Origin of the sequence: Streptomyces sp. S.PNR 29 (assembly GCF_030386795.1) — a bacterium.
Taxonomy (GTDB): domain Bacteria; phylum Actinomycetota; class Actinomycetes; order Streptomycetales; family Streptomycetaceae; genus Streptomyces.
In genome coordinates, this window is record NZ_JANUQM010000007.1 from 34,097 (window position 1) to 54,481 (window position 20,385).

The 20,385-nt window shown below is 71.4% G+C and carries 20 protein-coding genes and 1 pseudogene; 5 read left to right on the forward strand and 16 right to left on the reverse strand.

Going from position 1 to position 20,385, the window contains the following annotated elements:
* Positions 1-95 precede the first annotated feature (95 nt).
* Together NW895_RS19805 and NW895_RS19810 are read left to right on the forward strand one after the other, a co-directional pair.
* Positions 96-4,112, forward strand: coding sequence for a WD40 repeat domain-containing protein (locus tag NW895_RS19805; protein ID WP_289937067.1), 4,017 nt, complete (start codon positions 96-98; stop codon positions 4,110-4,112).
* The gene (locus NW895_RS19810; RefSeq protein WP_289937068.1) at positions 4,109-4,906 is read left to right on the forward strand and encodes a hypothetical protein; all 798 of its coding nucleotides are present in this window, start codon (positions 4,109-4,111) and stop codon (positions 4,904-4,906) included. The genes NW895_RS19805 and NW895_RS19810 overlap by 4 nt, the downstream gene beginning before the upstream one ends.
* 5 nt (positions 4,907-4,911) lie before the next feature.
* Here the strand turns inward: NW895_RS19810 and NW895_RS19815 are convergent, their stop codons facing one another.
* The 8 genes from NW895_RS19815 to NW895_RS19850 all read right to left on the reverse strand — a co-directional run bounded on the left by NW895_RS19815 (position 4,912) and on the right by NW895_RS19850 (position 8,424).
* A complete protein-coding gene (locus NW895_RS19815) occupies positions 4,912-5,220 on the reverse strand; it encodes a gas vesicle protein K (RefSeq protein ID WP_289937069.1) in 309 nt (102 codons plus the stop codon).
* Between the two features lie 6 nt (positions 5,221-5,226).
* Entirely contained in the window at positions 5,227-5,412 is a 186-nt protein-coding gene (locus NW895_RS19820) for a gas vesicle protein (protein ID WP_289937070.1), read from the reverse strand.
* On the reverse strand, positions 5,409-6,212 hold the full coding sequence (locus NW895_RS19825) for a GvpL/GvpF family gas vesicle protein (RefSeq protein WP_289937071.1): 804 nt from the start codon (positions 6,210-6,212) through the stop codon (positions 5,409-5,411). The genes NW895_RS19820 and NW895_RS19825 overlap by 4 nt, the downstream gene beginning before the upstream one ends.
* Positions 6,209-6,526: a gas vesicle protein gene (locus NW895_RS19830; RefSeq protein WP_289937389.1), complete on the reverse strand. Its 318-nt coding sequence runs from the start codon at positions 6,524-6,526 to the stop codon at positions 6,209-6,211. Before NW895_RS19830 ends, NW895_RS19825 begins: the two co-directional genes overlap by 4 nt.
* Before the next feature lie 47 nt (positions 6,527-6,573).
* A complete protein-coding gene (locus NW895_RS19835) occupies positions 6,574-6,825 on the reverse strand; it encodes a gas vesicle protein GvpG (RefSeq protein ID WP_289937072.1) in 252 nt (83 codons plus the stop codon).
* Positions 6,826-6,828: 3 nt separating this feature from the next.
* Positions 6,829-7,563, reverse strand: coding sequence for a GvpL/GvpF family gas vesicle protein (locus NW895_RS19840; RefSeq protein WP_289937073.1), 735 nt, complete (start codon positions 7,561-7,563; stop codon positions 6,829-6,831).
* Positions 7,560-7,925: a gas vesicle protein GvpJ gene (gene gvpJ, locus NW895_RS19845; protein WP_289937390.1), complete on the reverse strand. Its 366-nt coding sequence runs from the start codon at positions 7,923-7,925 to the stop codon at positions 7,560-7,562. Before gvpJ ends, NW895_RS19840 begins: the two co-directional genes overlap by 4 nt.
* A gap of 160 nt (positions 7,926-8,085) precedes the next feature.
* Positions 8,086-8,424: a gas vesicle protein gene (locus NW895_RS19850; protein ID WP_289937074.1), complete on the reverse strand. Its 339-nt coding sequence runs from the start codon at positions 8,422-8,424 to the stop codon at positions 8,086-8,088.
* A gap of 120 nt (positions 8,425-8,544) precedes the next feature.
* Between NW895_RS19850 and NW895_RS19855 the strand changes: the two genes are divergently transcribed.
* Positions 8,545-9,393 carry a transglutaminase domain-containing protein gene (locus NW895_RS19855; protein WP_289937075.1) on the forward strand — a complete coding sequence of 283 codons (849 nt, stop codon included), beginning with the start codon at positions 8,545-8,547 and terminating at the stop codon, positions 9,391-9,393.
* Here the strand turns inward: NW895_RS19855 and NW895_RS19860 are convergent.
* Together NW895_RS19860 and NW895_RS19865 are read right to left on the reverse strand one after the other, a co-directional pair.
* Positions 9,374-9,748, reverse strand: coding sequence for a DUF4440 domain-containing protein (locus NW895_RS19860; protein WP_289937076.1), 375 nt, complete (start codon positions 9,746-9,748; stop codon positions 9,374-9,376). The two genes, NW895_RS19855 and NW895_RS19860, sit on opposite strands and share 20 nt — an antisense overlap.
* The gene (locus tag NW895_RS19865) at positions 9,741-10,289 is read right to left on the reverse strand and encodes a DUF1697 domain-containing protein (protein ID WP_289937077.1); all 549 of its coding nucleotides are present in this window, start codon (positions 10,287-10,289) and stop codon (positions 9,741-9,743) included. Before NW895_RS19865 ends, NW895_RS19860 begins: the two co-directional genes overlap by 8 nt.
* Positions 10,290-10,644: 355 nt before the next feature.
* Between NW895_RS19865 and NW895_RS19870 the strand changes: the two genes are divergently transcribed.
* A complete protein-coding gene (locus NW895_RS19870; protein WP_289937078.1) occupies positions 10,645-12,891 on the forward strand; it encodes an MMPL family transporter in 2,247 nt (748 codons plus the stop codon).
* Positions 12,892-12,954: 63 nt separating this feature from the next.
* Here NW895_RS19870 and mgt read toward each other — a convergent pair.
* From mgt to NW895_RS19895, 5 genes and pseudogenes are all read right to left on the reverse strand, one after another.
* A pseudogene (gene mgt / locus NW895_RS19875) lies at positions 12,955-14,194 on the reverse strand (macrolide-inactivating glycosyltransferase).
* 14 nt (positions 14,195-14,208) lie between these two features.
* A complete protein-coding gene (gene erm / locus NW895_RS19880) occupies positions 14,209-14,991 on the reverse strand; it encodes an ErmE/ErmH/ErmO/ErmR family 23S rRNA (adenine(2058)-N(6))-methyltransferase (protein ID WP_289937079.1) in 783 nt (260 codons plus the stop codon).
* A gap of 435 nt (positions 14,992-15,426) precedes the next feature.
* The gene (locus NW895_RS19885; protein ID WP_289937080.1) at positions 15,427-16,707 is read right to left on the reverse strand and encodes a sugar ABC transporter substrate-binding protein; all 1,281 of its coding nucleotides are present in this window, start codon (positions 16,705-16,707) and stop codon (positions 15,427-15,429) included.
* The gene (locus tag NW895_RS19890) at positions 16,707-17,540 is read right to left on the reverse strand and encodes a carbohydrate ABC transporter permease (protein ID WP_289937081.1); all 834 of its coding nucleotides are present in this window, start codon (positions 17,538-17,540) and stop codon (positions 16,707-16,709) included. The genes NW895_RS19885 and NW895_RS19890 overlap by 1 nt, the downstream gene beginning before the upstream one ends.
* Complete coding sequence (locus tag NW895_RS19895) at positions 17,537-18,472, reverse strand: sugar ABC transporter permease (RefSeq protein ID WP_289937082.1); 936 nt, start codon at positions 18,470-18,472, stop codon at positions 17,537-17,539. Before NW895_RS19895 ends, NW895_RS19890 begins: the two co-directional genes overlap by 4 nt.
* A 227-nt stretch (positions 18,473-18,699) precedes the next feature.
* On the opposite strand from NW895_RS19895, the gene NW895_RS19900 reads away from it, so the two are divergent.
* A complete protein-coding gene (locus tag NW895_RS19900) occupies positions 18,700-19,563 on the forward strand; it encodes an aminoglycoside phosphotransferase family protein (protein WP_289937083.1) in 864 nt (287 codons plus the stop codon).
* 54 nt (positions 19,564-19,617) lie between these two features.
* Here the strand turns inward: NW895_RS19900 and NW895_RS19905 are convergent, their stop codons facing one another.
* Positions 19,618-20,340, reverse strand: coding sequence for a 3'-5' exonuclease (locus NW895_RS19905; protein WP_289937084.1), 723 nt, complete (start codon positions 20,338-20,340; stop codon positions 19,618-19,620).
* Positions 20,341-20,385: the final 45 nt, after the last annotated feature.

A 20,385-nucleotide genomic window follows, 5' to 3' on the forward strand; every position in this document is an offset into this window, starting at 1 on the left:
CCTGCCGGCACCTCTGTGTGCGCGACGGCCGTGACGCGCTCCGCGATCGGGTAGCGTCGGGTTCCTGAGCTGCGCCAAGGATGTGTGCGGGGGACGTGTTGAAGGGTTCGGGCGGCTGTCGTGACGCGCACAGCGTCTTCGTGCTGTCGATCGGGGTCGGCGGCTTCGACGACGGTGCCGACGTGGAGGAGCTGGGCTTCGTCTCGTCCCGGATGGACGAGGTACGGTCCGCCTTCGAGCAGTTGGGGGCCAGGGTCGAAGCGGCGCTGGATGCCGACGAGGGTGAGGTCGAGGCGCTGCTGCGCCGGTGGCTCGTCGAGGAGCGGGAGCCCGCCGATGTGACCGTCGTCCACCTGATTGGGCACGGTCGTACGGACCGCAGTGGTCGTCTGGGGTTCGTCGCGCGTGACGACCGCGATGTCGACGTGGACCGGTGGATCGAGAAGGCGCAGCAGGAAGTCGAGCGCGGCGGGAACCGGCGTCGTGTGGTCTTCCTCGTGGACACGTGCTCGGCGGGGGCCGCGACGGGGCGGCAGCAGATCTCCGAACTGGGCAGCGAGCGCGGCGTGTGGGTGCTCGGGGCGTCCGTCAGCAGTTCGCCGACGGAACGCGGACGGTTCAGCGGCTGGATCGCCACCGCACTGCACCGGTTGCGGGACCGGGACTTCTCCCTGAACGCGGAGGCGATCAGCTTCACCCTGTTCGTCCAGAGCCTGACCCAGGTGGTCAGGGCGGACACCGCAGGTCAGCGTATGTCCCTCGGCTTCAGCCTGACCCAGGGCGACGGCGACTGGTCCTTCCTTCCCACCCCCCAGCGGGCCAGCCTCACCCCCGAGCAGATCCGGCTGCGACGCCGCTCGCTCGGCTATGTCCCGGGCGAGGAGGATCTGCGCCGGGACCTGGCCAGCCGGATCGCGGCGGGTGAGGAGATCGGCGACGCGCTCTACTTCATCGACCGGGCCTCCGGGCGCGGCCTCGTGCCCGTCGACACCGGCGCCGGCTTCTTCTCGGGCCGCGCCGCGGAGCTGAAGCAGTACATGGTGTGGCAGGCGGGCGACAGTCCGCTGCTGACCGTCACCGGTGCGGCCGGCGCGGGCAAGTCGGGTCTGCTGGGCGTCGTCGTCTGTGCCGCGCACCCCGATCTGCGCGGACGCTTCCGCGAGTTGTGGGCCTCCGCCGAGCAGCAGCTCCCGGAGGTCGCGCACCTGGTGGCCCTGCACGCGCGGCAACGCTCGCCGCAGCAGGTGATCGACACGATCGCCGGGCACGCCCGGCTGCAACGCCCGAAGGACGAAGGCGAGGACGGCACCGAGGACGGCACCGCACCCGACCTCTCCGGCTCCTCCGGGGCGGCGGGTTCCGCCCCGTGGACCGCGACACTCCTGCGCAAGGCTCTGGAGCTGGAGGGGAAGAACCGTCTCATCGTGCTGGACGCGGTGGACGAGAGCACGGACCCGCAGTCGGTGCTCCGCGTGGTCGCCGAGCTCATCGCCCCCACGGAGCGGGACGGCGTGTCCGTCGACCCGCCGTGCCGGATCCTGCTGGGTGGCCGGCGGGAGGTGATCGACGCGCTGTCCGCCGTCGACGAGATGCCGGAGATCCCGGTCGACCGTATCGACCTGGACACCGCCGACCCGCTCGCCGTCGAGGAGGACGTTCGCCGCTACATCGCCCAGCTGCTGGCGACCCGCGAGCCCTACGCCACCGGCGCCGCCTCGGAGTTCGTCGACCTGCTCGCCAAGCAGGGGGCTCAGGGCATCGTCCGTGGTCTGCGGCCGGACAGCCCCTGGGGGCCGTTCCTGCTCGCGGGGCTGTACGTCCACTACCTGATGACCTTGAAGTACCCGCCGCAGGACAAGGTCAACGCGGAGGCGCACGCGGGGCGGGCCTCGGCTCACCTGCCGGACCTGCTGGAAGCGGTGCTGAGCGCGCGTGACGAGGAGTTCCCCTCGCTGCGTGCCGTTCTCGCGATCCTTGCCCGCTCACGGGGCGACGGCATGCCGCGGACGGCTCTGCGTCGCTGCCTCAGGGCCCTGAACGCCGACGGGATCACCGACGACCAGTTCCTCGGCACCCTGCGGGAAGCCTCCCCCTTCCTGCGGACCGGGATCGACCCCGTGAGCAAGGAGGCTCTGTACCGGATCTTCCAGCAGGGGCTGGCGGACTATCTCCACGACCACCCCGTGGACGAGGACCCGTGGGACGGTCATCGGCACGTCGAGCTGGAGCGGAGGGTGCTCCGCGCACTCGTCGACCCGTACATGGCCGATCCCGACGAGCGCTCCGACCGCTGGGAGTCGGCCGACAACCCGGCGGAACCGTATGTCTTCCGGCACGCGCTGGGACACGTCACGGCGGCCGGTTCCGCGGAGCACGCCGAGGCGCTGCTCACCGACCCGTACTTCCTCATCCGCTTCGACCCGCGCCAGGACCACCGCGCCCTCGACCTCGCCCGCTCCGAGCGGGCCGCGACCTACATCCGGCTGCTCAACGCCTCGTGGTCGACCCACGCTCAGCTCAGCAGCGGCACCGACCGCGCGTGGGTGTTCGCCTTCGACGCGGCTCGCCTGAACCTTCCGGAACACCAGAAGGAGTTCGCCCGTATCGAGAAGGAGCTGGCGTACCAGCCGGAGAGCGTGGCTCCTTCCTTCCTGTGGGCGGAGGGTGGCAGGGCGGTGTCGAACGCCCGGATCGTCGAGAGCGGGCACCCCTCGGTGACCCGTGCGGCGTTCTCCCCGGACGGCGCCCTGTTCGCCACCGCCGGCCACGTGGGCGTGCGGGTCATGGAGACGGAGACCTGGCGTCAGATCACCCCGCTGATCGGTGACTCGCTGGATGACGCGCTCTGCGATGTCGTCTTCTCGCCGGACGGCCGTCTCCTGGCCTTCGCGGCGGGGTCGTGGACGCGGAACATCCAGCTGTGGGACGTGCACAACCGTGTTCTCGTCGGCAAACCGTGGCGCTGTCACACCGGAACGGTCGCCACTTTGGCCTTCTCCCCGGACAGTCGCCTGCTCGCCGTGGGCAGTGAGGACCTCGACGTTTCGGTCTGGGACATCACGGGCGACCATCCCGTGGACGTGGCCCGGCTGGACGGCAGTGAGGACACCACGCAAGTGGCGTTCAGTCCCGACGGACGCTTCCTCGCGGTCTGCGGCGACGCCGGACTGACCCTCTGGCGGACGGACGGCTGGGAGGCCAAGGTCCCACTGAGCCGGGAGAAGACCCTGGCTGTCGCCTTCTCCGCGCCGGGCGGCTACTTGGCGGGCCTCCACGAGGGAAGAGTGACGATCTGGTCCGGCGACACCTTCGACAGGCCGATACGGATCGAGCCGGTCGACGCGGACGGCCGGAGCCTCGCCTGTTCGCCGGACGGATCCCTCCTCGCGGTCGGCGGCTGGAGCGCCCTTCAGCTCATCGAGGTCTCCTCGCGGCGCGCGATCTGCCGTCTCGCCTCGGGCAGCTACACCGTCACAGCGGCATTCCACCCCGCGGACGCCTCACTTCTGGTGAGCACGAGCGGTTCCGACGGCAGCCTGCGTCTGTGGTCCGCGTTCGCGGACGAGACGGAACTTCCTCAGCCGACGCAGTTCCAGTACATCGCCGCAGCCGCCTCCCCCGACGGGCGACTCCTCGCGGCCTACGAGAGCGACAGGGGATGCCTGACGCTCCGCGATCCCGCCACCGGACGTGAGCTCGCGCCCGTTCCCCTGAAGTGGGCCCCTACCTTCGGCACACTCCGTTTCTCCCCGGACAGCCGCATACTGACGATCCTCACCTACGACGGCATCCTCCAGGTCGTGCGGACCGGGTCGCTCCCGCCTCCGGAGATAGAGAACATCCACATCGGCGGAACGGTCCCTCATCACCAGAACAACCTGCAGTTCTCCCCGGACAGCAGGCTGATCGCACTGTCCATGGAGGAACCCCACTCACGCACCAGCGTGATCAAGGTCTGGGATTCCGTGAGTCTGAGGCTCACGGCACGGATTCCACTGCCCTCCTATGCGGCCTCCTTCGGGTTCGCAGGACCGGACAGAATCTTCGTCAGCGTGGACAGAGCCCTCGCCGTCTACACCTGTGACGGCACCATCACGGAAGGACACGCATGACCCGAGTCCTCGGCGTCCACGGCGTCCGCAACTACAAGGCCGTGGACGTCAGCCCGCACCACGGCAGCTCCCGCCTCCGCGCCGACTGGCTCGCCGCGCTCGGGGAGGCGGCCTCGTCCCTCGATCTGGAAACCGCCTACTACGCCGACCTGCTCCGCGGCGAGAAGCAGAGCACGGAACTGGACGACGACGAACTCGCCCTCGTCGAGCAGTGGGCACGGGCCTGGGGCATCGCGCCGGACGGCGTCCAGGGGCGGGCCACCGGCTGGCTCCGGTGGGTCTGCGGGCAGGTCGCCGAGCGGACGCGGCAGAAGCCGGCCGTGGTCGAGAAGACCGTGAAACAGTTCTTCCCGGAGGTGACCCGGTACTTCGCCACCGGCCGCCCGGCCGTGCGCGAGCGGGTCAGGGCCCATCTTCTCCGGCACCGCCCGGATGTCGTCGTCGCGCACTCCCTGGGCAGCGTGGTCGCCTACGAAGCGCTCCACGAGCTGGACGGAGAACTCGACGTGGACCTGCTCGTGACGCTCGGCTCTCCCCTGGCGCTGCCCAACGCGGTCTTCCACCGTCTCGACCCGGAGCCGCTGCAGGGCCTCGGCACGAAGCCCCCGAACGTACGGCGGTGGGTCAACATCGCCGACATCGGTGACTTCGTGGCCGTCCCGAAGGGCGAACTGGCCCGGATTTTCCCGGGCGTCGAGGAACTTCCGGAGATCAGCATCGCGCCCCTGTGGCCGCACAGCGTGCTCGACTATCTCAGGCACCCCTCGGTGGCCAAGGCCGTCACGACGCGCTGACCCGGTCAGTCGGCCTGCGGCAGCAGGGTGCCGAGCGGGCCCAGGTCCAGGTTGAGGTCGTCCAGCCGCAGGTCGTAGCGGGCGCAGAGGTGTTCCATGCGGTCATGCAGGTGCATCAGCGTGAGGCCGATGCGCTCTTCCTGTTCTTCCGTGAGGTCGCCGGCGTCGACGCGGTGGAGCGCCTGGCGTTCCATGAGCTGGCGGAGGAGTTCGACGACGGTCAGGACGAGTCTGACAAGATCGCGCTCTACGGTGTCCGGGTCCGTCGACAGGCGGTGGGTGGCGCGGGTGCCGGGGTGTGGGGGCGATGACATGCGGCCTCACAGCGGGAGGGTCGGATGGGCGGCGGCCACGGGGGCGATGACCGCGCGCAGGTCGATGCGGACGAGGTCGACGTCGGCGATGGACAGGACGAGGTCCCCGGTGAGGACGACGCCGCCCTGGAGGAGCCGGTCGAGCAGGTCGATGAGGGCGACGGGACGGTCGGTGTGGGGGGCGACGCTCACAGGACGGGCTCCGCGGGGAGCGTGAACGAGTAGGGGGCCCAGGGACCGGTCACCTCCACGTGGACACCGGGCTGTGCCTCGGCGGCCGCCAGGACACGGGCGCGGAAGTCGTCGACGCGGTCGGTGGGAACCAGATAGGCGTCGTTGCTGACGTTGGGGCCGGGCGCCGGACCGGCGAGGTCCGAGCGCTGGGGGCGGTGGGCCACGCGGTCGACGGCGAGGGCGCGGGCCGTCTCGGTGAGGCGGGCGGCGGTCCGGGTGGCCGCTTCCCAGGCGTCCTCGGCCGTACGGCGTTGCCGGCGGCGTCCGGCCAGGTACGCGCGGCCCGCGCCGAGGCCGGCGGCCTGGGCGGAGTCCGTGCCGGGCGGCGCGGCCGTGGGGGCGGCGTAGATCTTGACGCCCAGTTCCACATGTCCGGTGACGCGGTCCAGCAGGGTGAGGAAGAAGTCGTGGCGGAGGTCGAGGGCCTGCCGGACGCGCTCCTCGTCGCGGTACACGGTGGCCAGGCGCAGCGGCAGGACGGCGGTGCCGTGCCCGGCGAACGCGGCGACGACGGCGTGGTGGGCCCGGGCCATGGCTTCCAGCCGGTCCAGGTTCTCCAGGTGGGCCTTGAGGGGGGTCTCGTCGAAGTCCGCGGCGGGGACGCGGCCGACGGCCGCGGCGAGCTGCGAGGTGCGGTCCGTGGGATCCACCAGGCGTATCGGTTCCCCGGCCACCCCGCGTACGTCCGCGACCGCCTCGGCGGCCTGCGGGGTGCGGTGCAGTACGGCGTAGGCGTAGACGATGTCCGTGTCGGTCATGGGTCCTGTCTCCTGTCGGCCGTGCTGCCCGCCCGCAGCGCGGCGATCTCGGCACGCAGGCGTTCGTTCTCCTCTGCGAGGGACACCTCCGGGCGGGCGGCCCGGGAGGAGAGGGAGGGGTCGTGCTCCCACCAGTCGATGCCCATCTCCTTCGCCTTGTCGACGGAGGCGACGAGCAGTCGCAGCTTGATGGTGAGCAGTTCGATGTCGAGCAGGTTGATCCGGATGTCGCCCGCGATCACCACGCCCTTGTCGAGGACGCGTTCGAGGATGTCGGCGAGCGAGGCGGCCTGGCCGCCGGGGGGCTCGTACAGGGACGGGGGGCGGGGCGGTCCGGTGAGTCCGCCTGGTGCCGGGTGTGTCATGGTCGCAGGGCTCGTCTCCGCGCGGTGATCTCGTCGAGTCGGTCCAGCAGTCGGTCCTCGCGGCGGTCGTACTCGTCCTCGTCGATCCGCCCCTCCAGCAGGGCGCGCTCCAGGTCCACGAGCGCCTGCTGGACGGGGGCCGGGTCGTAGTACTCCGCCTCGGCGGCCTTCTGCACCTGCTCGGCGGCCCACAGGGTGGTGCGCAGGGGCGCGAGCGGGAGGGTGAGGATGCCGGTGAGCAGGCCCATGGGTCAGGCGGCGAAGCTGTACGGCGGCAGGGGGCCGCGCAGCCGGAAGTCGTAGGCCTCGCCGTAGTCGTGCGCCAGGCGCGCTCCGGCTTCGGTGAACTCGTGGGCGCGGGCGCGTTCGACGAGGAACGAGACGTTGAGGAAGTCGTCCTTCGCCGGTGCGGCCACGACCCGGGAGCGGGCCAGGCCGGACAGCTGCTCGACGACCTGGTCGGCCAGCCGCCGCTGCCGGGCCTCGACCTGCCGGGCCACCAGCTCGCCGAGGGCGACCCGGTCCTCGTAGGTGCCGTGGCCGTCGCGGGTGCGTTCGTTGAGCCGGCGGGCCTCGTCGGACTCGTCGAGGATCTCGCGCAGCAGATCGTCCTGGGAGCGGGCGGCCTTGAGGTTGAACTCGGTGGTGCCGTGCAGCTCGGCGAGCCTGCGGGTGTACTCCTCGCCCTTCACCTCCAGGGCCGTTCTGACGGCCGTGTCGTCGGGGGCGAGCAGTCCGAATCTCATGGGCAGGACCGCCCCGTCGGCCATCAGGCGTTCCTGCAGCGCCTGGTGGGCGGCGAGGTCACGGCGTTTGGGCCGCAGGCCGGCGGGCGCGGGGCTGACGACGGCGGCGAGCGGGCCGTGGACGACCGTGCTCAGGGAGCCGCCGGCGCCGCCGACGGTCCGCAGGCCGTCCAGGCGCAGGGGGTGGTCGGAGCCGGTGACGGCGTAGACGTAGAGCGGCGTGGCCCGGCCGCCGCTCACCGGTCCTCATCCTTGTCCTTGTCGCGGTCGAAGATGTCGCCGATCGCGTCGACGGCGCCGCTGATCGCGCCCCCGGTCCTGCCCCTGGCTCCGCTTTCGACGAGGTTCCCGACGAGGTCGCTGAGCTTGTCGGGGGCCTTGCGGCCGGACTCCAGGTCGAGGCGGTTGCAGGCCTCGGCGAAGCGGAGGTAGGTGTCCACGCTCGCGATCACGATCCGTACGTCGATCTTGAGGATCTCGATGCCGACGAGCGAGACCCGGACGAACACGTCGATGACGAGCCCACGGTCCAGGATGAGTTCGAGGATGTCGTAGAGGCCGGCGTTACCCGAACCACTGGAGGCGACGGCGGCGGGTTGCATACCGCCGGTGTGCGTCATGACGGTCACGGTTCGGTTCCTCTCGCTGGGCTCCGTTCTCGACCTGGCACCGGGCGGGCGCGGTGCCGCCCGTAGGTACGGGCGGGGCGGCGGCCTTGTTCACGGTGGAGCCGAAAACGCTTACCGACAGCGGGAGTTGGCGCTAACGTCCCCGGTCGAGCCGTCCGCGTACGTAACGGTGCACCCGCTCGTAGCCGAGGAGTTGGCCCTGGAGGTCCAGGGTGACCCGGTAGGTCGCCAGGATGGTCATGGTGTCGGGGACCCGCTCCAGCTCCACGACCTCCACGTCGGCCGTCCAGCCGTCCTGTGCCGGGCGGAGGGCGGAGACGGCCTCCGGTGTGGTGCCGAGCAGCTCGGCGAGCTGGGCCGCCGCGCCGCGCATGGCCTGGGCCGCACTCACACGGCCGGAGGGGACCGCGGGGCTTCCGGCCGGGTCAGGGGAGGTCGTCGTCTCCGGGACGTCGGGGTCGGTGCTCGTCATGGTCCTACCGTGCCAACTCCGCCGCTCGCGTGGGAAGCGAATCGGCCAATGAGGCCTCGGACGCCACCGCGTTCCGCCGGCTTGACCTTGCCCCTGGGGCAGACCCGAGTGTCCGGGGGCATGGACTTCCTGACGCAGACGCCGTACAGCGACCCGGGCGGCCTGGACACGAGCGGACTGCCGCATGACGTCTCCGAGCTCGCCCGGACCGTGCGGGACCTGGTCATCCATCGGGGGGAGGGCCGGTTCTTCGACTACCTCGTCCCCGAGCAGCGGCTGCACGAGGACGCCGAGTCGCGGTACGTCACCGGGATGCTCCGGATCCTGCGGGAGCGCGGGGACGGGCCGCTGACCCGGGCGCGGCCGCCCGAGGAGCGGTTCGTGGGCACGTGCCGGGACTTCTCGCTGCTGCTCTGCTCGCTGCTGCGGGCCACGGGGACGCCCGCACGGCTGCGCTGCGGTTTCGCCGCGTACTTCGTCGACGGCTTCCACGAGGACCACTGGGTCACCGAGTACCGGTCGCCGGACGGGGGTTGGCGGTTGGCCGACGCGCAGGTCCATCACGGGTACGACATCCCGTTCGACCCCGTGGACGTGCCGCGGGACCGCTTCCTCGTCGCCCAGGACGCCTGGCGGGCCTGCCGGGAGGGGCGGGCCGACCCGGAGACGTTCGGCCTCAGCGGCGTGGAGGAGTTCCGGGGGCTGTGGTTCGTACGCGGCAACGTCATCCGCGATCTGGCCGCCCTGAACGGCGTGGAGCTGCTCCCCTGGGACGGCTGGGGCCCTGCGTTCCTCGGCCGCGCGCCGCTCACCGAGGAGGACCTCGCGGCGGCCGACGCGGCGGCCGCGGCCCGCTCCGAGGACGAGTGGCGGCGGCTGTCCGAGGATCCGCGGCTGGCCGTACCGGCCGAGATCGTCTCGTACGCGCCCTACCTCGGAGCCCGGAAGGTCACTCTTCCCCTGGGCTGAAGGGCGTTCCCTGGTGGAAGTACAGCAGCCAGCAGTTCTCCGTCCGCCGCCACAGTGAACTGCGGTGCACCCGGCGCCCGTTGTTCTCCGTGTCGAAGGTCAGGTGGACGAGGTCCGGGGCGAGCTGGACGCCCCTCATCCCCGAGGTGACCGGGGGCCGGACGCCGGGCTGGGCCGTCTCGGCCAGCATGGTGATGATCGAGGCCCGGTCCCAGCGCCGTCCGGACGCGCCGAACTCGTGGAAGTCCGGGTGCAGCAGCGCCCCGACCAGCTCCGGCGCGCGGCGCACTTCGGGGTCGAGCAGCTTCAACTCCCCCTCGATGGCGGCCTCGACGGCCGGACCGCGCTCAGGCACGGGTCAGCTCCACGAGTTTGACGACGGTGTTCCAGTTGCGCGTGGTGGCGATCAGACCCTTGGTGATGCGGGGCCTGGCCAGCTGCTCGGCGAGCTTGGAGCGGCCCAGTCCGTTCGGCGCGTACAGATAGAGCGCGCGGTCACCGAGCCGGAACTCCTCGGGGAGGAAGGCGGCCTGGTCGATCTCCGCGAACCGCTCCGCGTCGACGGGCCCGGAGAAGTACGTGACGTGCAGCTGCCGGGCCTCCAGCTCGGCGGCCGGGAACGGGCACGCCTCGGCGACCGCCTTCAGATACGCGTGGTCCCGCACGATCACGTCCACCCCGAAGCCGAACCGCTTCTCGATGGCGCCCCTCAACTCGGCCGCCAGGGACTCCTCGTCCCCGTGGTCGGAGGTGAACACGGCCTGCCCGCTCTGCAGATAGGTGCGTACGGCGTCGTGACCGAGGCCCTCCATGAGCGTGCGCAGGTCGGCCATCGGGACCTTCTTGGCCCCGCCCACATTGATCCCGCGCAGCAGCGCCGCATACGTCGTCGTCATCCGCTCACCATAGAGCGGCCGTCGTGCCCCGTGGGGGTGGGCACGACGGCCGCGTCCGCACGGGGCGGACTTCGCGAAACTCTGGCCGATGCGGCGGGCGTGGATCAACCGCTACACGCTTCTGTGACTCATTCAACAAGACTTTGTCATAACAAATGTCACAACAAATGGTGGCCCTCATAGATGTAAGGGGCCTCTTCGTCCCCAGTGGGGAGAAGGCGGGGTCCAGAGGGATGATTCGCGCCGTCGGCACGTCACCGGGCAGCACGAGGAGATGCCTTTATCCGCCCCATACCTTCGAAGTGAAGGGGGGCGGCAGGGGGCCGCCGCCGTGCACGAGGGGGGAAAGCCGGTCATGGGGAACGGAGAATCGCGGGTGCGCGGCATCGCCGCGCGGGCCGGCGGCTGGAGCGCCCGGCACCGGTGGGGGGCCGTCGGCATCTGGGTGCTGTTCGTCGTCCTGGCGATGGGGCTCGGTTCGGCGGCGGGCCGGGTCGACGTCAAGGACAGCGACCAGCTGAAGGGGGAGACACACACCGCCGCGGAGATCATCGAGGACGCGGGGATCGACGAGCCGGCCGGTGAGACCGTGCTGATCCAGGCGAAGGACGGTGCCATGAAGGCCACCGACGCCGAGTTCAGGGCCGGCGTCGCCGCGGTCGTCCGGGCGGTGGAGGCAACCGGCGAGGTCACGGACGTGACGTCGCCGTACGAGACCCACACGATCTCGAAGGACGGCCGCAGCGCGCTGGTCCAGTTCGACATGCGGGGCGAGGCGGACACCGCGGGCGAGCGGGTGGAGCCGGTACTGAAGGCCGTCGAGGAGGTCCAGAAGGACCACGAGGCACTGCGGATCGAGGAGATCGGCGGCGCCAGCATGATGAAGACGTTCGCCGACGCCTTCGGGGACGACTTCCAGAAGGCCGAGTACTCCGCGGTACCGGTGGCCTTCGGCATTCTGCTCATCGCCTTCGGGGCGCTGGTGGCCGCGCTGCTGCCGGTGGCGCTGGCGATCACCGCGATCATGGCGACGATGGGCCTGATGGGTGTCGTCAGCCATGCGGTGCCGATGACCGACGCCGCGAACTCCGTGATGCTGCTGGTCGGCATGGCGGTCGGTGTCGACTACTGCCTGTTCTATCTGCGCCGCGAGCGCGAGGAGCGCGCCGCCGGCCGGGACGCGCGGACGGCCCTCGGGATCGCCGCCGCCACCAGTGGCCGTGCGATCGTCGTCTCCGGCGTCACGGTGTGCGTGGCCATGGCGGGCATGCTGTTCACCGGGCTCGCCGAGTTCGAGGCGATGGGCCTGGCCTCGCTGATGGTGGTGGCGGTCGCCATGGTCGGCTCCGTGACGGTGCTGCCGGCGCTGCTGTCCCTGCTGGGCGAGCGGGTCGACAAGGGCCGCCTGCCGTTCCGGCGCCGGCGCGGGACCAGCGGCCCCGCCGACAGCCGGTTCTGGACGGCCGTACTGCGGCGCGTGCTCGCCAGGCCGGTCCTGTCGGTCGTCGTGGCGACCGGTGCGTTGCTGGCGGTCGCCGCCCCCGCGCTCGGCATGAAGACGCAGCAGCTGACCCTGGACCAGGAGTTCGGCGACTCGCTGCCCATCGTCCAGACGTACAACCGGCTGAACGAGGCCTTCCCGGGTGGCTCCGAACCGGCTGAGGTGGTCGTCAGGGCGGACGACATCAACGCGCCCGAGGTGAAGAACGCGCTGGCGCGGTTCAAGGAGCAGGCGATCAGCTCGGGCGCCTCGCGCGGGCCGGTCGAGATCAAGTTGCACGACGCGCAGAACGTGGCCTTCGTGTACGTCCCGCTGGTCGGCGGCTCCGACCTCGACCGGGCGGGTGCGAGCCTGGGCAAGCTGCGCGACGAGGTGCGGCCCGCCACGCTCGGCAAGGTCGACGGTGTCGAGGCGCCGATCACCGGGCAGGTCGCGGGCTCGAAGGACTTCAACGACCAACTGGCCGGAGCCGTCGTCCCGGTCTTCGCGTTCGTCGTGGTCTTCGCCTTCCTGCTGATGCTGCTGTCGTTCCGCTCCCTGACGGTGGCGATCACGTCGATCGCGCTGAACCTGCTGTCGGTGGGCGCGGCGTACGGCATCCTCGTCGCCGTCTTCCAGCACGGCTGGGGCGCGTCACTGGTGGGCGCGGAGGGCGTCGGCGCCATCATCACCTGGCTGCCGCTGTTCCTGTTCGTGATCCTGTTCGGCCTGTCGATGGACTACCACGTGTTCGTGGTCTCACGGATCCGCGAGGCGCGTCTGAGGGGCCGTACGACGAAGGACGCGATCCACCACGGGGTGGTGACCACGGCGGGCGTCGTGACGAGTGCCGCGGTCATCATGGTCGCCGTGTTCGCGATCTTCGGAACGCTGTCGATGCAGTCGATGAAGCAGATGGGCGTCGGCCTCGCGGCCGCGGTGCTCATCGACGCGACGATCATCCGTGGCGTGCTGCTGCCGGCGGTGATGGCGCTGCTCGGGGAGCGCAACTGGTACCTGCCGAAGTGGCTGCACCGGCTGCCGGACCTGACCCACGACGAGTCACCGGAGGCCGTGGCGCCCGCGATGCGGGACGACGAGGGTGCGCCGTTGCGGGTCTGACCTGCTTCCGTCCACCGGGGGCCCGTCGGTTCCGGGGAACCGACGGGCCTTCGCTCGTGCTGTTCAGGCGGGCAGTTCGGCCTCGATGAGATCGGCCGCCCGTCGTGTGCCGCCCTCCTGGGCCATACCGGCCTGGATCTCCTTCAGCCGCCCGGCGACCTCGGGGTCGTCGACGAGCGCGAGGGCCGTGGCACGCAACGTCTCGGCGGTGGCCTGCTCCGTGGGGACCTGGCGGGCGACGCCGAGGGCCTGGAGCATGTCCGCGTTGCCGAACTGGTCCACGGCCTGCGGTACGGCGATCATCGGCGTGGCGGTGGCCAGCCCCTCCTGGCTGCCGCCCGCACCGGCGTGCGTGACGAACAGGTCGGCCTGCTTCAGCACGGTCAGCTGCGGAACCCAGGAGCGCACTTCGACGTTCGCCGGTACGTCCCCGAGTTCGGCGGGGTCGACGTGCTTGCCGATCTGCAGCACCAGATGCCAGCCCGGCAGGTCGCCGAACGCCTTGACGCACTCCCGGTAGAAGTCCGGCCGCTGGGTGAAGGCCGACCCGAGCGAGACGAGCACGACCTTCTCGGCGCCGGCGGGCCGCTCCCAGTGCCCCTCTGCGGTGCGGTCGCCCTGGCAGGCGCCGACGAAGGTGTACACGGACTCGTCGACCCGGTCGGCGTTCGGCTGCAGCGCCCTGGGGATCAGGACGAGGGACCGGGCGGGACGGGCGGTGAACCGGTCGGGGTGGTCCGTGATGCCGTTCTCCTCCAGCCAGGCCTGGAAGCAGGCGTAGTAGGCACGGCCCCGCTCGGTCTGCTTCGGCTCGGCCCACAGCGGTTCGAGCGCCTCCTCCTCGTAGCCCTCCCAGGCGACGAGGTTGGGGGAGAGCGAGACCGCGGGCACGCCCCAGCGGTGCGCCAGGACGCGGGCCGGGTAGGAGGTGATGTCGTGCAGGACGAGGTCGGGCTCGTCCCCCTGGTACGCCTCGATGAGCTGCGGCAGCGCCTGGATCGCGTCGTCGAGAAAGGGCTCCACGTTGTCCAGCAGGGTGCTCCCCCAGTCCTCCGGGGGGTCCTCGGGCGAGGGCAGCGTCGAGTTCCAGAGCATCACCTCGGCGCCGGTCTCGGCCACCTTCTCGGCGAGCGCCGGTGGGATCGCGTATGTGACCCGGTGTCCGCGCGCGACGAGTTCGCGGATCACTTCGAGGCTGGGGTTCACGTGGCCGTGCGCGGCGATGGAGAACATGGCGATGTGAGCGGGACTGGTCATGCGAGGGACAGTAGGCGAGACGAGACGTCTCGTGCAACTTGTTTATGCCGTGACACTCGGTCAAGCCACCGTCAGCGCCTGGTGCAGGAGCAGCCACCGCTCCGGCGCGACCGCACCGACCAGCACATCCGCCTCCAGGCGTGCGGCACGGAACGCCGCGTCCACCCGGCGCCTAGGGTGAGCCCGGCGCAGCGAGGCGTGCAGCGAGCCGCCCACACCGGAGAAGCCGAGTTCGACCAGGGCGCACCAGCCGGCGTACCCGGCGGCGTCGAGCAGGGGGCTGCGGCGGCGCTCGATGCGGACGATCCCGGCGTCCACGCCGGGTGCGGGACGGAAGCTGCGCCGGCCGACCCGTCCCAGCAGCCGCCACTCGTAGCGGGGCCAGGTCCTGACCGTCAGCAGGGTCCAGCCGCCGTAGTCACCGGTGCGCTTGCGGGCGTATTCGAGCTGGGTGAGGAGCGTGGCGTCGGTGAGGGCGGGGGCCTTCAGGCACCAGTCGACGATGGCGGCGGTACGCGAGAAGGGCACGTTGCCGGCGACGGAGAACGGCGTGCGCGGGGGCCGTGCGGCGAGGAAGTCCCCGGCGGTCACCCGGACTTGGGGGACGCCCGAGAAGCGGGCGCGCAGCCCGGGCACGAGCCGCGGGTCGATCTCATAGGCGATCAGTTTCCGGCAGCGGGGGGCGAGTGTCTCGGTCAACGCGCCCTTGCCCGCACCGACTTCGAGCAGCAGGGGTGCGGCGCGGCCGTCCGGGACGGCCAGTCGGGCGAAGCGTGCGGTGGCGGCGCGGTCGGCGAGGAAGTGCTGCGAGAGCGCGCGGGAGCGAGGGGTGGGGCGGGCCATGGCCAGCGGTCCTTGTCTTCCGTGAGGGGGAAAGAGGGCAGCCGAAGGCCCTGACCGGAAGACAGAAGGTGACGTGAGAAGCGGAGGCGTACCCGGCCGCGAGGAATCAGCGGGCGGGGGTCCCCGGGCCGGTCAGGGCACCGGGGCCGCGGCGCATCCGGACGGAATGCGTGCAGCCCCGGCCGTGACCGGAGATGGAGATCGCGTTGTTCGCTGCCACGAGAGGCACGTTAGGCGGGGCCCGGAGCGACGGGCAACAGGTTTTCCCGGGGCTCGGCTTCCGGGGGCCGCGCGGTGCCGGACGTCGGCCATCAGCTTGTCCGGCAGCGCGATGAGCCGGGTGCGTTCGCGTTCCGGCAGCCCATCGACGAGCCGTGCTTCCCGGAGACGCTCGCTTTCACCACGCGGTAGCGCCCGCCGGTCCGTGCGGACAGCTCAGCGCTGATACCGCGCGAGCACCAGATTGCCGTCCTCCTCCAGCCGTTCGCGCAGCTCGTCGAGGCCGATGGCCCCGCTGTAGTACTCCTGGAACGCGGGGGTCGCCACCTTGTCCTTCCACTCGGGGTAGCCCCGGACGGACTGGGCGGGCGCCGGGCGGAGGTGGGCGGCGAGAGCGGTGCCGGTGGCCCAGCCGTGCTCGGTCGTGCGCAGGGCGGGGTCCTTCAGTGCCTGGCTGCCGGTGGGCAGCATCCAGTCGCCGAGGGCCAGGCGGACCATGTTCTCCGGCTGGAGGAGGAAGTCGATGAACTCGGCGGCCTCCTTCTTGTGCGGGCTGTCCTCGGCGATGGAGAGCGTCTGCGGGCTGACCCCCTGGGTGAGCCCGCCGGCGCCCGCCGGGGCGGGCAGGACCTGCCAGTCGAAGCCCTCCGGCGCCTGCTGCACGATCTGCTGGCGGTAGGAGAAGCCGAGCGGGACCATGGCGTACTTGCCGGCGAAGAACCCGGGCAGGGTGTCGGAGCCGCCGCTGCCCAGGGTCGTGGGTGAGGCGCTGCGGTCGGTGGTGGCCTGGTCGTGGATCGTGCGCGGCACGGTCTGGTCGGCCGTGTCGAACCGGACGGTGACCTTGCCGTCCGCGCCGCGGTGGAAGAGCTGTCCGCCCGCCGACAGCGACAGGTTGAGCGTGGCGGAGACGGGTTCCTTGAGCGGCCAGGCCACGCCGTACTTTCCCGCGCCGCTCAGCTTCTTCGCCACCTGCCGGAACTCGGCCCAGGACCAGGGCCGTTCGGATGTCGGGATCCGTACGCCCGACTTCTTCAGCCAGGTGGTGTTGGCGATCAGCACCCGTGGCTCCTGCAGGAACGGCACGCCGTAGATCCCGTCCCCGAAGGTGGCGGTCTCCCAACTGCGCCGGGGGATGTCGGACTTCAGCCGCTGGGGCAGCAGGTCGGTCAGGTCGGCGAGGTAGCCGCCGTAGGCGAAGTCCGCGAGGTCGTCGGAGGCGTCGTGGATGATGTCCGGGGCCTCACCGCCCTCGAAGGAGGTGAGGAGCTGGTCGTGGACGCTGTCCCAACTGCCCTGGACGTACTCGACCCGGACGTCCGGGTGGCCGGCGTTCCACTCCCTCACCAGCTCCCGGTTCGCCTCGACCGACTGCTGCTGCCAGGCCAGGGACTGGAAACGCAGGGTGATCCGGCCGTCGTCGTGCCCGCCGCCCGATGAGCACCCCGCAAGAAGCAGGGCGGTCGTGATGAGTGCCGCCAGGACTCTTCTGCGCATCAGCTCTTCACCGCCCCGGTGAGCATGCCGCCCGTGATCCGCCGCTGGATGATCGCGAAGACGACCAGCGAGGGCAGCGTCGCGAGGAACGCGGCCGCCGCGAGCGGGCCGAGGTCCGCGACGCCCTCGGCGCCGATGAAGTGGGTGAGCACGACCGGCAGGGTCTGTTTCTCCGGGGTCTTCAGCAGCACGAGCGCGAAGAAGAACTCGTTCCACGCGGTGATGAACGCGAACAGCGCCGTCGCCACGATCCCCGGCGCGAGCAGCGGCGCGGTCACCGACACCAGCGTCCGTACCCGCCCGGCCCCGTCGACCGCCGCGGCCTCCTCCACCTCGGCCGGTACGGCCCGTACGTATCCCACGAGCATCCACAGTGCGAACGGCAGCGCCCACACCACGTACACCATCACCAGCCCCGGCACGGAGTCGACCAGCCCGATGTTCTTCAGCACGAGGAAGAGCGGGATGATCAGCAGCACGAACGGAAACGCCTGGCTGACCACCACCCACCCGGTGGCCGCCTTGGTGAGCGGACCGCGGTGCCGGGCCATCGCATAGGCCATCGGGGTCGCGATCAGTACGGCGATCACCGCCGCGGCGAGCGCGGCGAGCAGGGAGTTGACCGCGGCGTGCAGCAGCGGCTGCTCGTCGAAGGCCTGCCGGAAGTTGGCGAGAGTGGGGTCCTTCGGGATCCAGGTGGGGTGCAGGCTGCCCAGCTCGCGCGGTGGTTTGAACGCCGTGGAGAGCAGCCAGAGGAACGGGAAGGCGAGGAAGACGAGATACGCGAGCAGGGCGGCGTACTGGCCGACACGGGCGACCCGACCGGTCCTCACGCTTCCTCACCTCCCCTGAGGCGGCCGGCCAGGAAGACGGCCAGCAGGATCGAGATCACGGCGACCATGACGCATCCCATCGCCGCCGCGTAACCGAACTGCCCGTAGCGGAAGGCCTCTTCGTAGGCGAAGAGCATGGGCAGGCGGGTACGTCCGCCGGGGCCGCCGTTCGTCAGGACGTAGACCAGCGCGAAGGAGTTGAAGTTCCAGATGAGGTTGAGGGCGGTGATGGCGAGGGCGATCGGTCTCAGGGCGGGCCAGGTGACGGTGCGGAAGCGGCGCCAGGCGCCGGCACCGTCGACCGCTGCGGCCTCGTGCAGTTCGCGCGGGGTGTTCTGCAGGCCGGCCAGCAGGGCGACCGTCGTCTGCGGCATGCCCGCCCAGACGCCGACGACGATCACCGCGGGCAGGGCGGTCGCCAGGCCGCTGAGCCAGTCGCGGCCGTCACCGAGACCGAGGTCGCGCAGGGTTTCGTTGAGGATGCCCGCGTCGGGGTGGTAGACGAGCCGCCACATGATGCCGACGACGACCTCGGGCATCGCCCAGGGGATGATCGCCAGGGCGCGGGCCAGCCATCTCAGGCGCAGGTCCTGGTTGAGCAGCAGGGCGAGGCCGAGGGCGAGCAGGAACTGCGGGACGGTCACCCCGACGGCCCAGACCAGCCCGATGCGGAACGACTCCCAGAACAGTGTGTCGTGCAGCAGGTCCCGGAAGTTGAGACCGCCGATCCACTGGGTGGGCTCGGTGCGTCCCGACTGGGCGTCGGTGAACGCCAGCAGGATGCCGTAGAGCAGCGGTCCGGCACTCAGGACGAGGATCGGGAGCAGGGCGGGCAGCACCAGGAACCAGGCGCCGTGGTCGGTGGCGCGCCGCCTGGGGCCCGGGCCGGGCGCGGATCGCGCCGGTCTCCTCACCTCGGTCGCCGATGTCACGGAATCAGCCCCTTTGCACGGCTCGGGTGGCCACGTCATGGTCGTGAAGGTGCTGTGCCTCGTCAAGGCACCGCGCACACCGCCCGACCTGTGCGAATGCGACACTGGCCGACGGATGGCGGGAACCCGACGGTGCCCGGCGGCGGGTACGAACCCGTCGTGGCGAACCGGCCATCGAGGGCGGCGCAGGCCGCGGGCACGGACGAGGACGGACACGGAGGCGGACGATGGACGAGGCACGGGCGCGGGACGTACTGGCCGCGGCGGGTGTGCTGCCGGGCCCGGCACGGGACGCGCGGCTGCTCGCCCTGGGCGAGAACGCGGTGTTCGCCGCCGGTGACCTGGTCGTCAAGGTGGGCCGGGACGCCAAACTCCTGGACCGGGCGCGCCGCGAGCTGGCCATCGCGGTGTGGCTCGCCGAGGCGGGCGTGCCTGCGGTGCGGGCGGCCGAGCCGAAGGCGCTGCTGGTCGAGGGGCACCCAGTGACCGTGTGGCACCGGCTGCCCGATCCGGTACGGCCCGCGCAGGCGCGGGATTTGGCCGAACTGCTACGGGTCGTGCACACGCTCCCCTCCCCTTCCTTCGCACTGCCGCCCCGCGATCTGCTGGGCGGTGTGGAACGCTGGCTGCGGCTCGCGGGCGACGCGATCGACCCCGCGGACGCCGCATACCTGCGCGAGCGCCGGGACGGCTTCGCGGCGGCCGCGGCGGCGCTGACGCCCCGTCTGACGCCGGGGCCCATCCATGGCGACGCCCTGCCCCGCAATGTGCACGTCGGTCCCGACGGGCCCGTCCTGGTCGACCTGGAGACCTTCTCCGCCGACCTGCGCGAGCACGACCTGGTGGTCATGGCCCTGTCCCGCGACCGGTACGGGCTGCCGGCCGAGGCCTACGACTCCTTCACATCCGCGTACGGCTGGGACGTACGCGAGTGGGAGGGCTGCGGGGTGCTGCGCGGCGCCCGCGAGACGGCCAGCTGCGCGTGGGTCGCCCAGCACGCGCCGAGCAACCCCGAGGCGCTGGCCGAGTTCGAGCGCCGGGTGGCGTCGCTGCGGGACGGGGACGAGACGGTGCGGTGGTATCCGTTCTGATCCCGGCACGCGGTCCGTGGGTCGTGCTGAGCGGTTCCTGCCCGTACGCCCGGCTCAGACCCGCTCGTCCGCCAACTCCCGCACCGGCCATGTCCCGTCGACCATCGCCGTCGGGTCGCCCTTGCGGCGCAGGAAGTTCTGGAAGTCCGCCGCCCATTCGGCGTACCACTCGATCTGGCGGCGGTGCAGTTCCGCCGGGCCGAGGGACGCGACCTTGGGGTGGCGGTCGGCTATCGCGCAGGCCAGCCGGGCCGCGGCGAGGGCGTCGGCCGAGGCGTCGTGGGCGGAGTCGAGTTCGATGCCGTACTCGGCGCAGACCGCTTCGAGGTTGCGCTTGCCGCGGCGGTAGCGGTCGACGGAGCGGTCGATCGTGTAAGGGTCGATGACCGGTGCGGGGGCGAGGCCGCCGAGACGGTCGCCCAGTGACGGCAGTTCATGGCGCCGCAGTTCGGCGGAGAGCAGGGTGAGGTCGAAGGCGGCGTTGTAGGCGACGACCGGGACGCCCGTCTTCCAGTACGTCACCAGGACGTCGGCGATGGCGTCCGCGACCTGGTCGGCAGGCCTGCCCTCGGCGGCCGCCCGCTCGTTGCTGATGCCGTGGACCGCCACCGCGTCCGCCGGGATCTCCACTCCGGGGTCGGCCAGCCACTCCCGGCGCCCCATCGGCTCCCCGCCCCTGACCTCTATCACGGCGCCCGTGACGATGCGCGCCTCACGCGGGTCGGTGCCCGTCGTCTCCAGGTCGAAGCCGATCAGCAGCTCCCGGTGCCAGCCCATGGGCCGTCCCCCTTCTCGGTGGTGCTTTCCCCCAGTGGCCTCCAC

Coding starts and splice junctions, on each gene's coding strand:
- NW895_RS19810 (WP_289937068.1), top strand. CDS start 4,109: ATGACCCGAGTCCTCGGCGTCCACGGCGTCCGCAACTACAAGGCCGTG.
- NW895_RS19815 (WP_289937069.1), bottom strand. CDS start 5,220: ATGTCATCGCCCCCACACCCCGGCACCCGCGCCACCCACCGCCTGTCG.
- NW895_RS19825 (WP_289937071.1), bottom strand. CDS start 6,212: ATGACCGACACGGACATCGTCTACGCCTACGCCGTACTGCACCGCACC.
- NW895_RS19835 (WP_289937072.1), bottom strand. CDS start 6,825: ATGGGCCTGCTCACCGGCATCCTCACCCTCCCGCTCGCGCCCCTGCGC.
- gvpJ (WP_289937390.1), bottom strand. CDS start 7,925: ATGCAACCCGCCGCCGTCGCCTCCAGTGGTTCGGGTAACGCCGGCCTC.
- NW895_RS19850 (WP_289937074.1), bottom strand. CDS start 8,424: ATGACGAGCACCGACCCCGACGTCCCGGAGACGACGACCTCCCCTGAC.
- NW895_RS19855 (WP_289937075.1), top strand. CDS start 8,545: ATGGACTTCCTGACGCAGACGCCGTACAGCGACCCGGGCGGCCTGGAC.
- NW895_RS19865 (WP_289937077.1), bottom strand. CDS start 10,289: ATGACGACGACGTATGCGGCGCTGCTGCGCGGGATCAATGTGGGCGGG.
- NW895_RS19870 (WP_289937078.1), top strand. CDS start 10,645: ATGGGGAACGGAGAATCGCGGGTGCGCGGCATCGCCGCGCGGGCCGGC.
- erm (WP_289937079.1), bottom strand. CDS start 14,991: ATGGCCCGCCCCACCCCTCGCTCCCGCGCGCTCTCGCAGCACTTCCTC.
- NW895_RS19885 (WP_289937080.1), bottom strand. CDS start 16,707: ATGCGCAGAAGAGTCCTGGCGGCACTCATCACGACCGCCCTGCTTCTT.
- NW895_RS19900 (WP_289937083.1), top strand. CDS start 18,700: ATGGACGAGGCACGGGCGCGGGACGTACTGGCCGCGGCGGGTGTGCTG.
- NW895_RS19905 (WP_289937084.1), bottom strand. CDS start 20,340: ATGGGCTGGCACCGGGAGCTGCTGATCGGCTTCGACCTGGAGACGACG.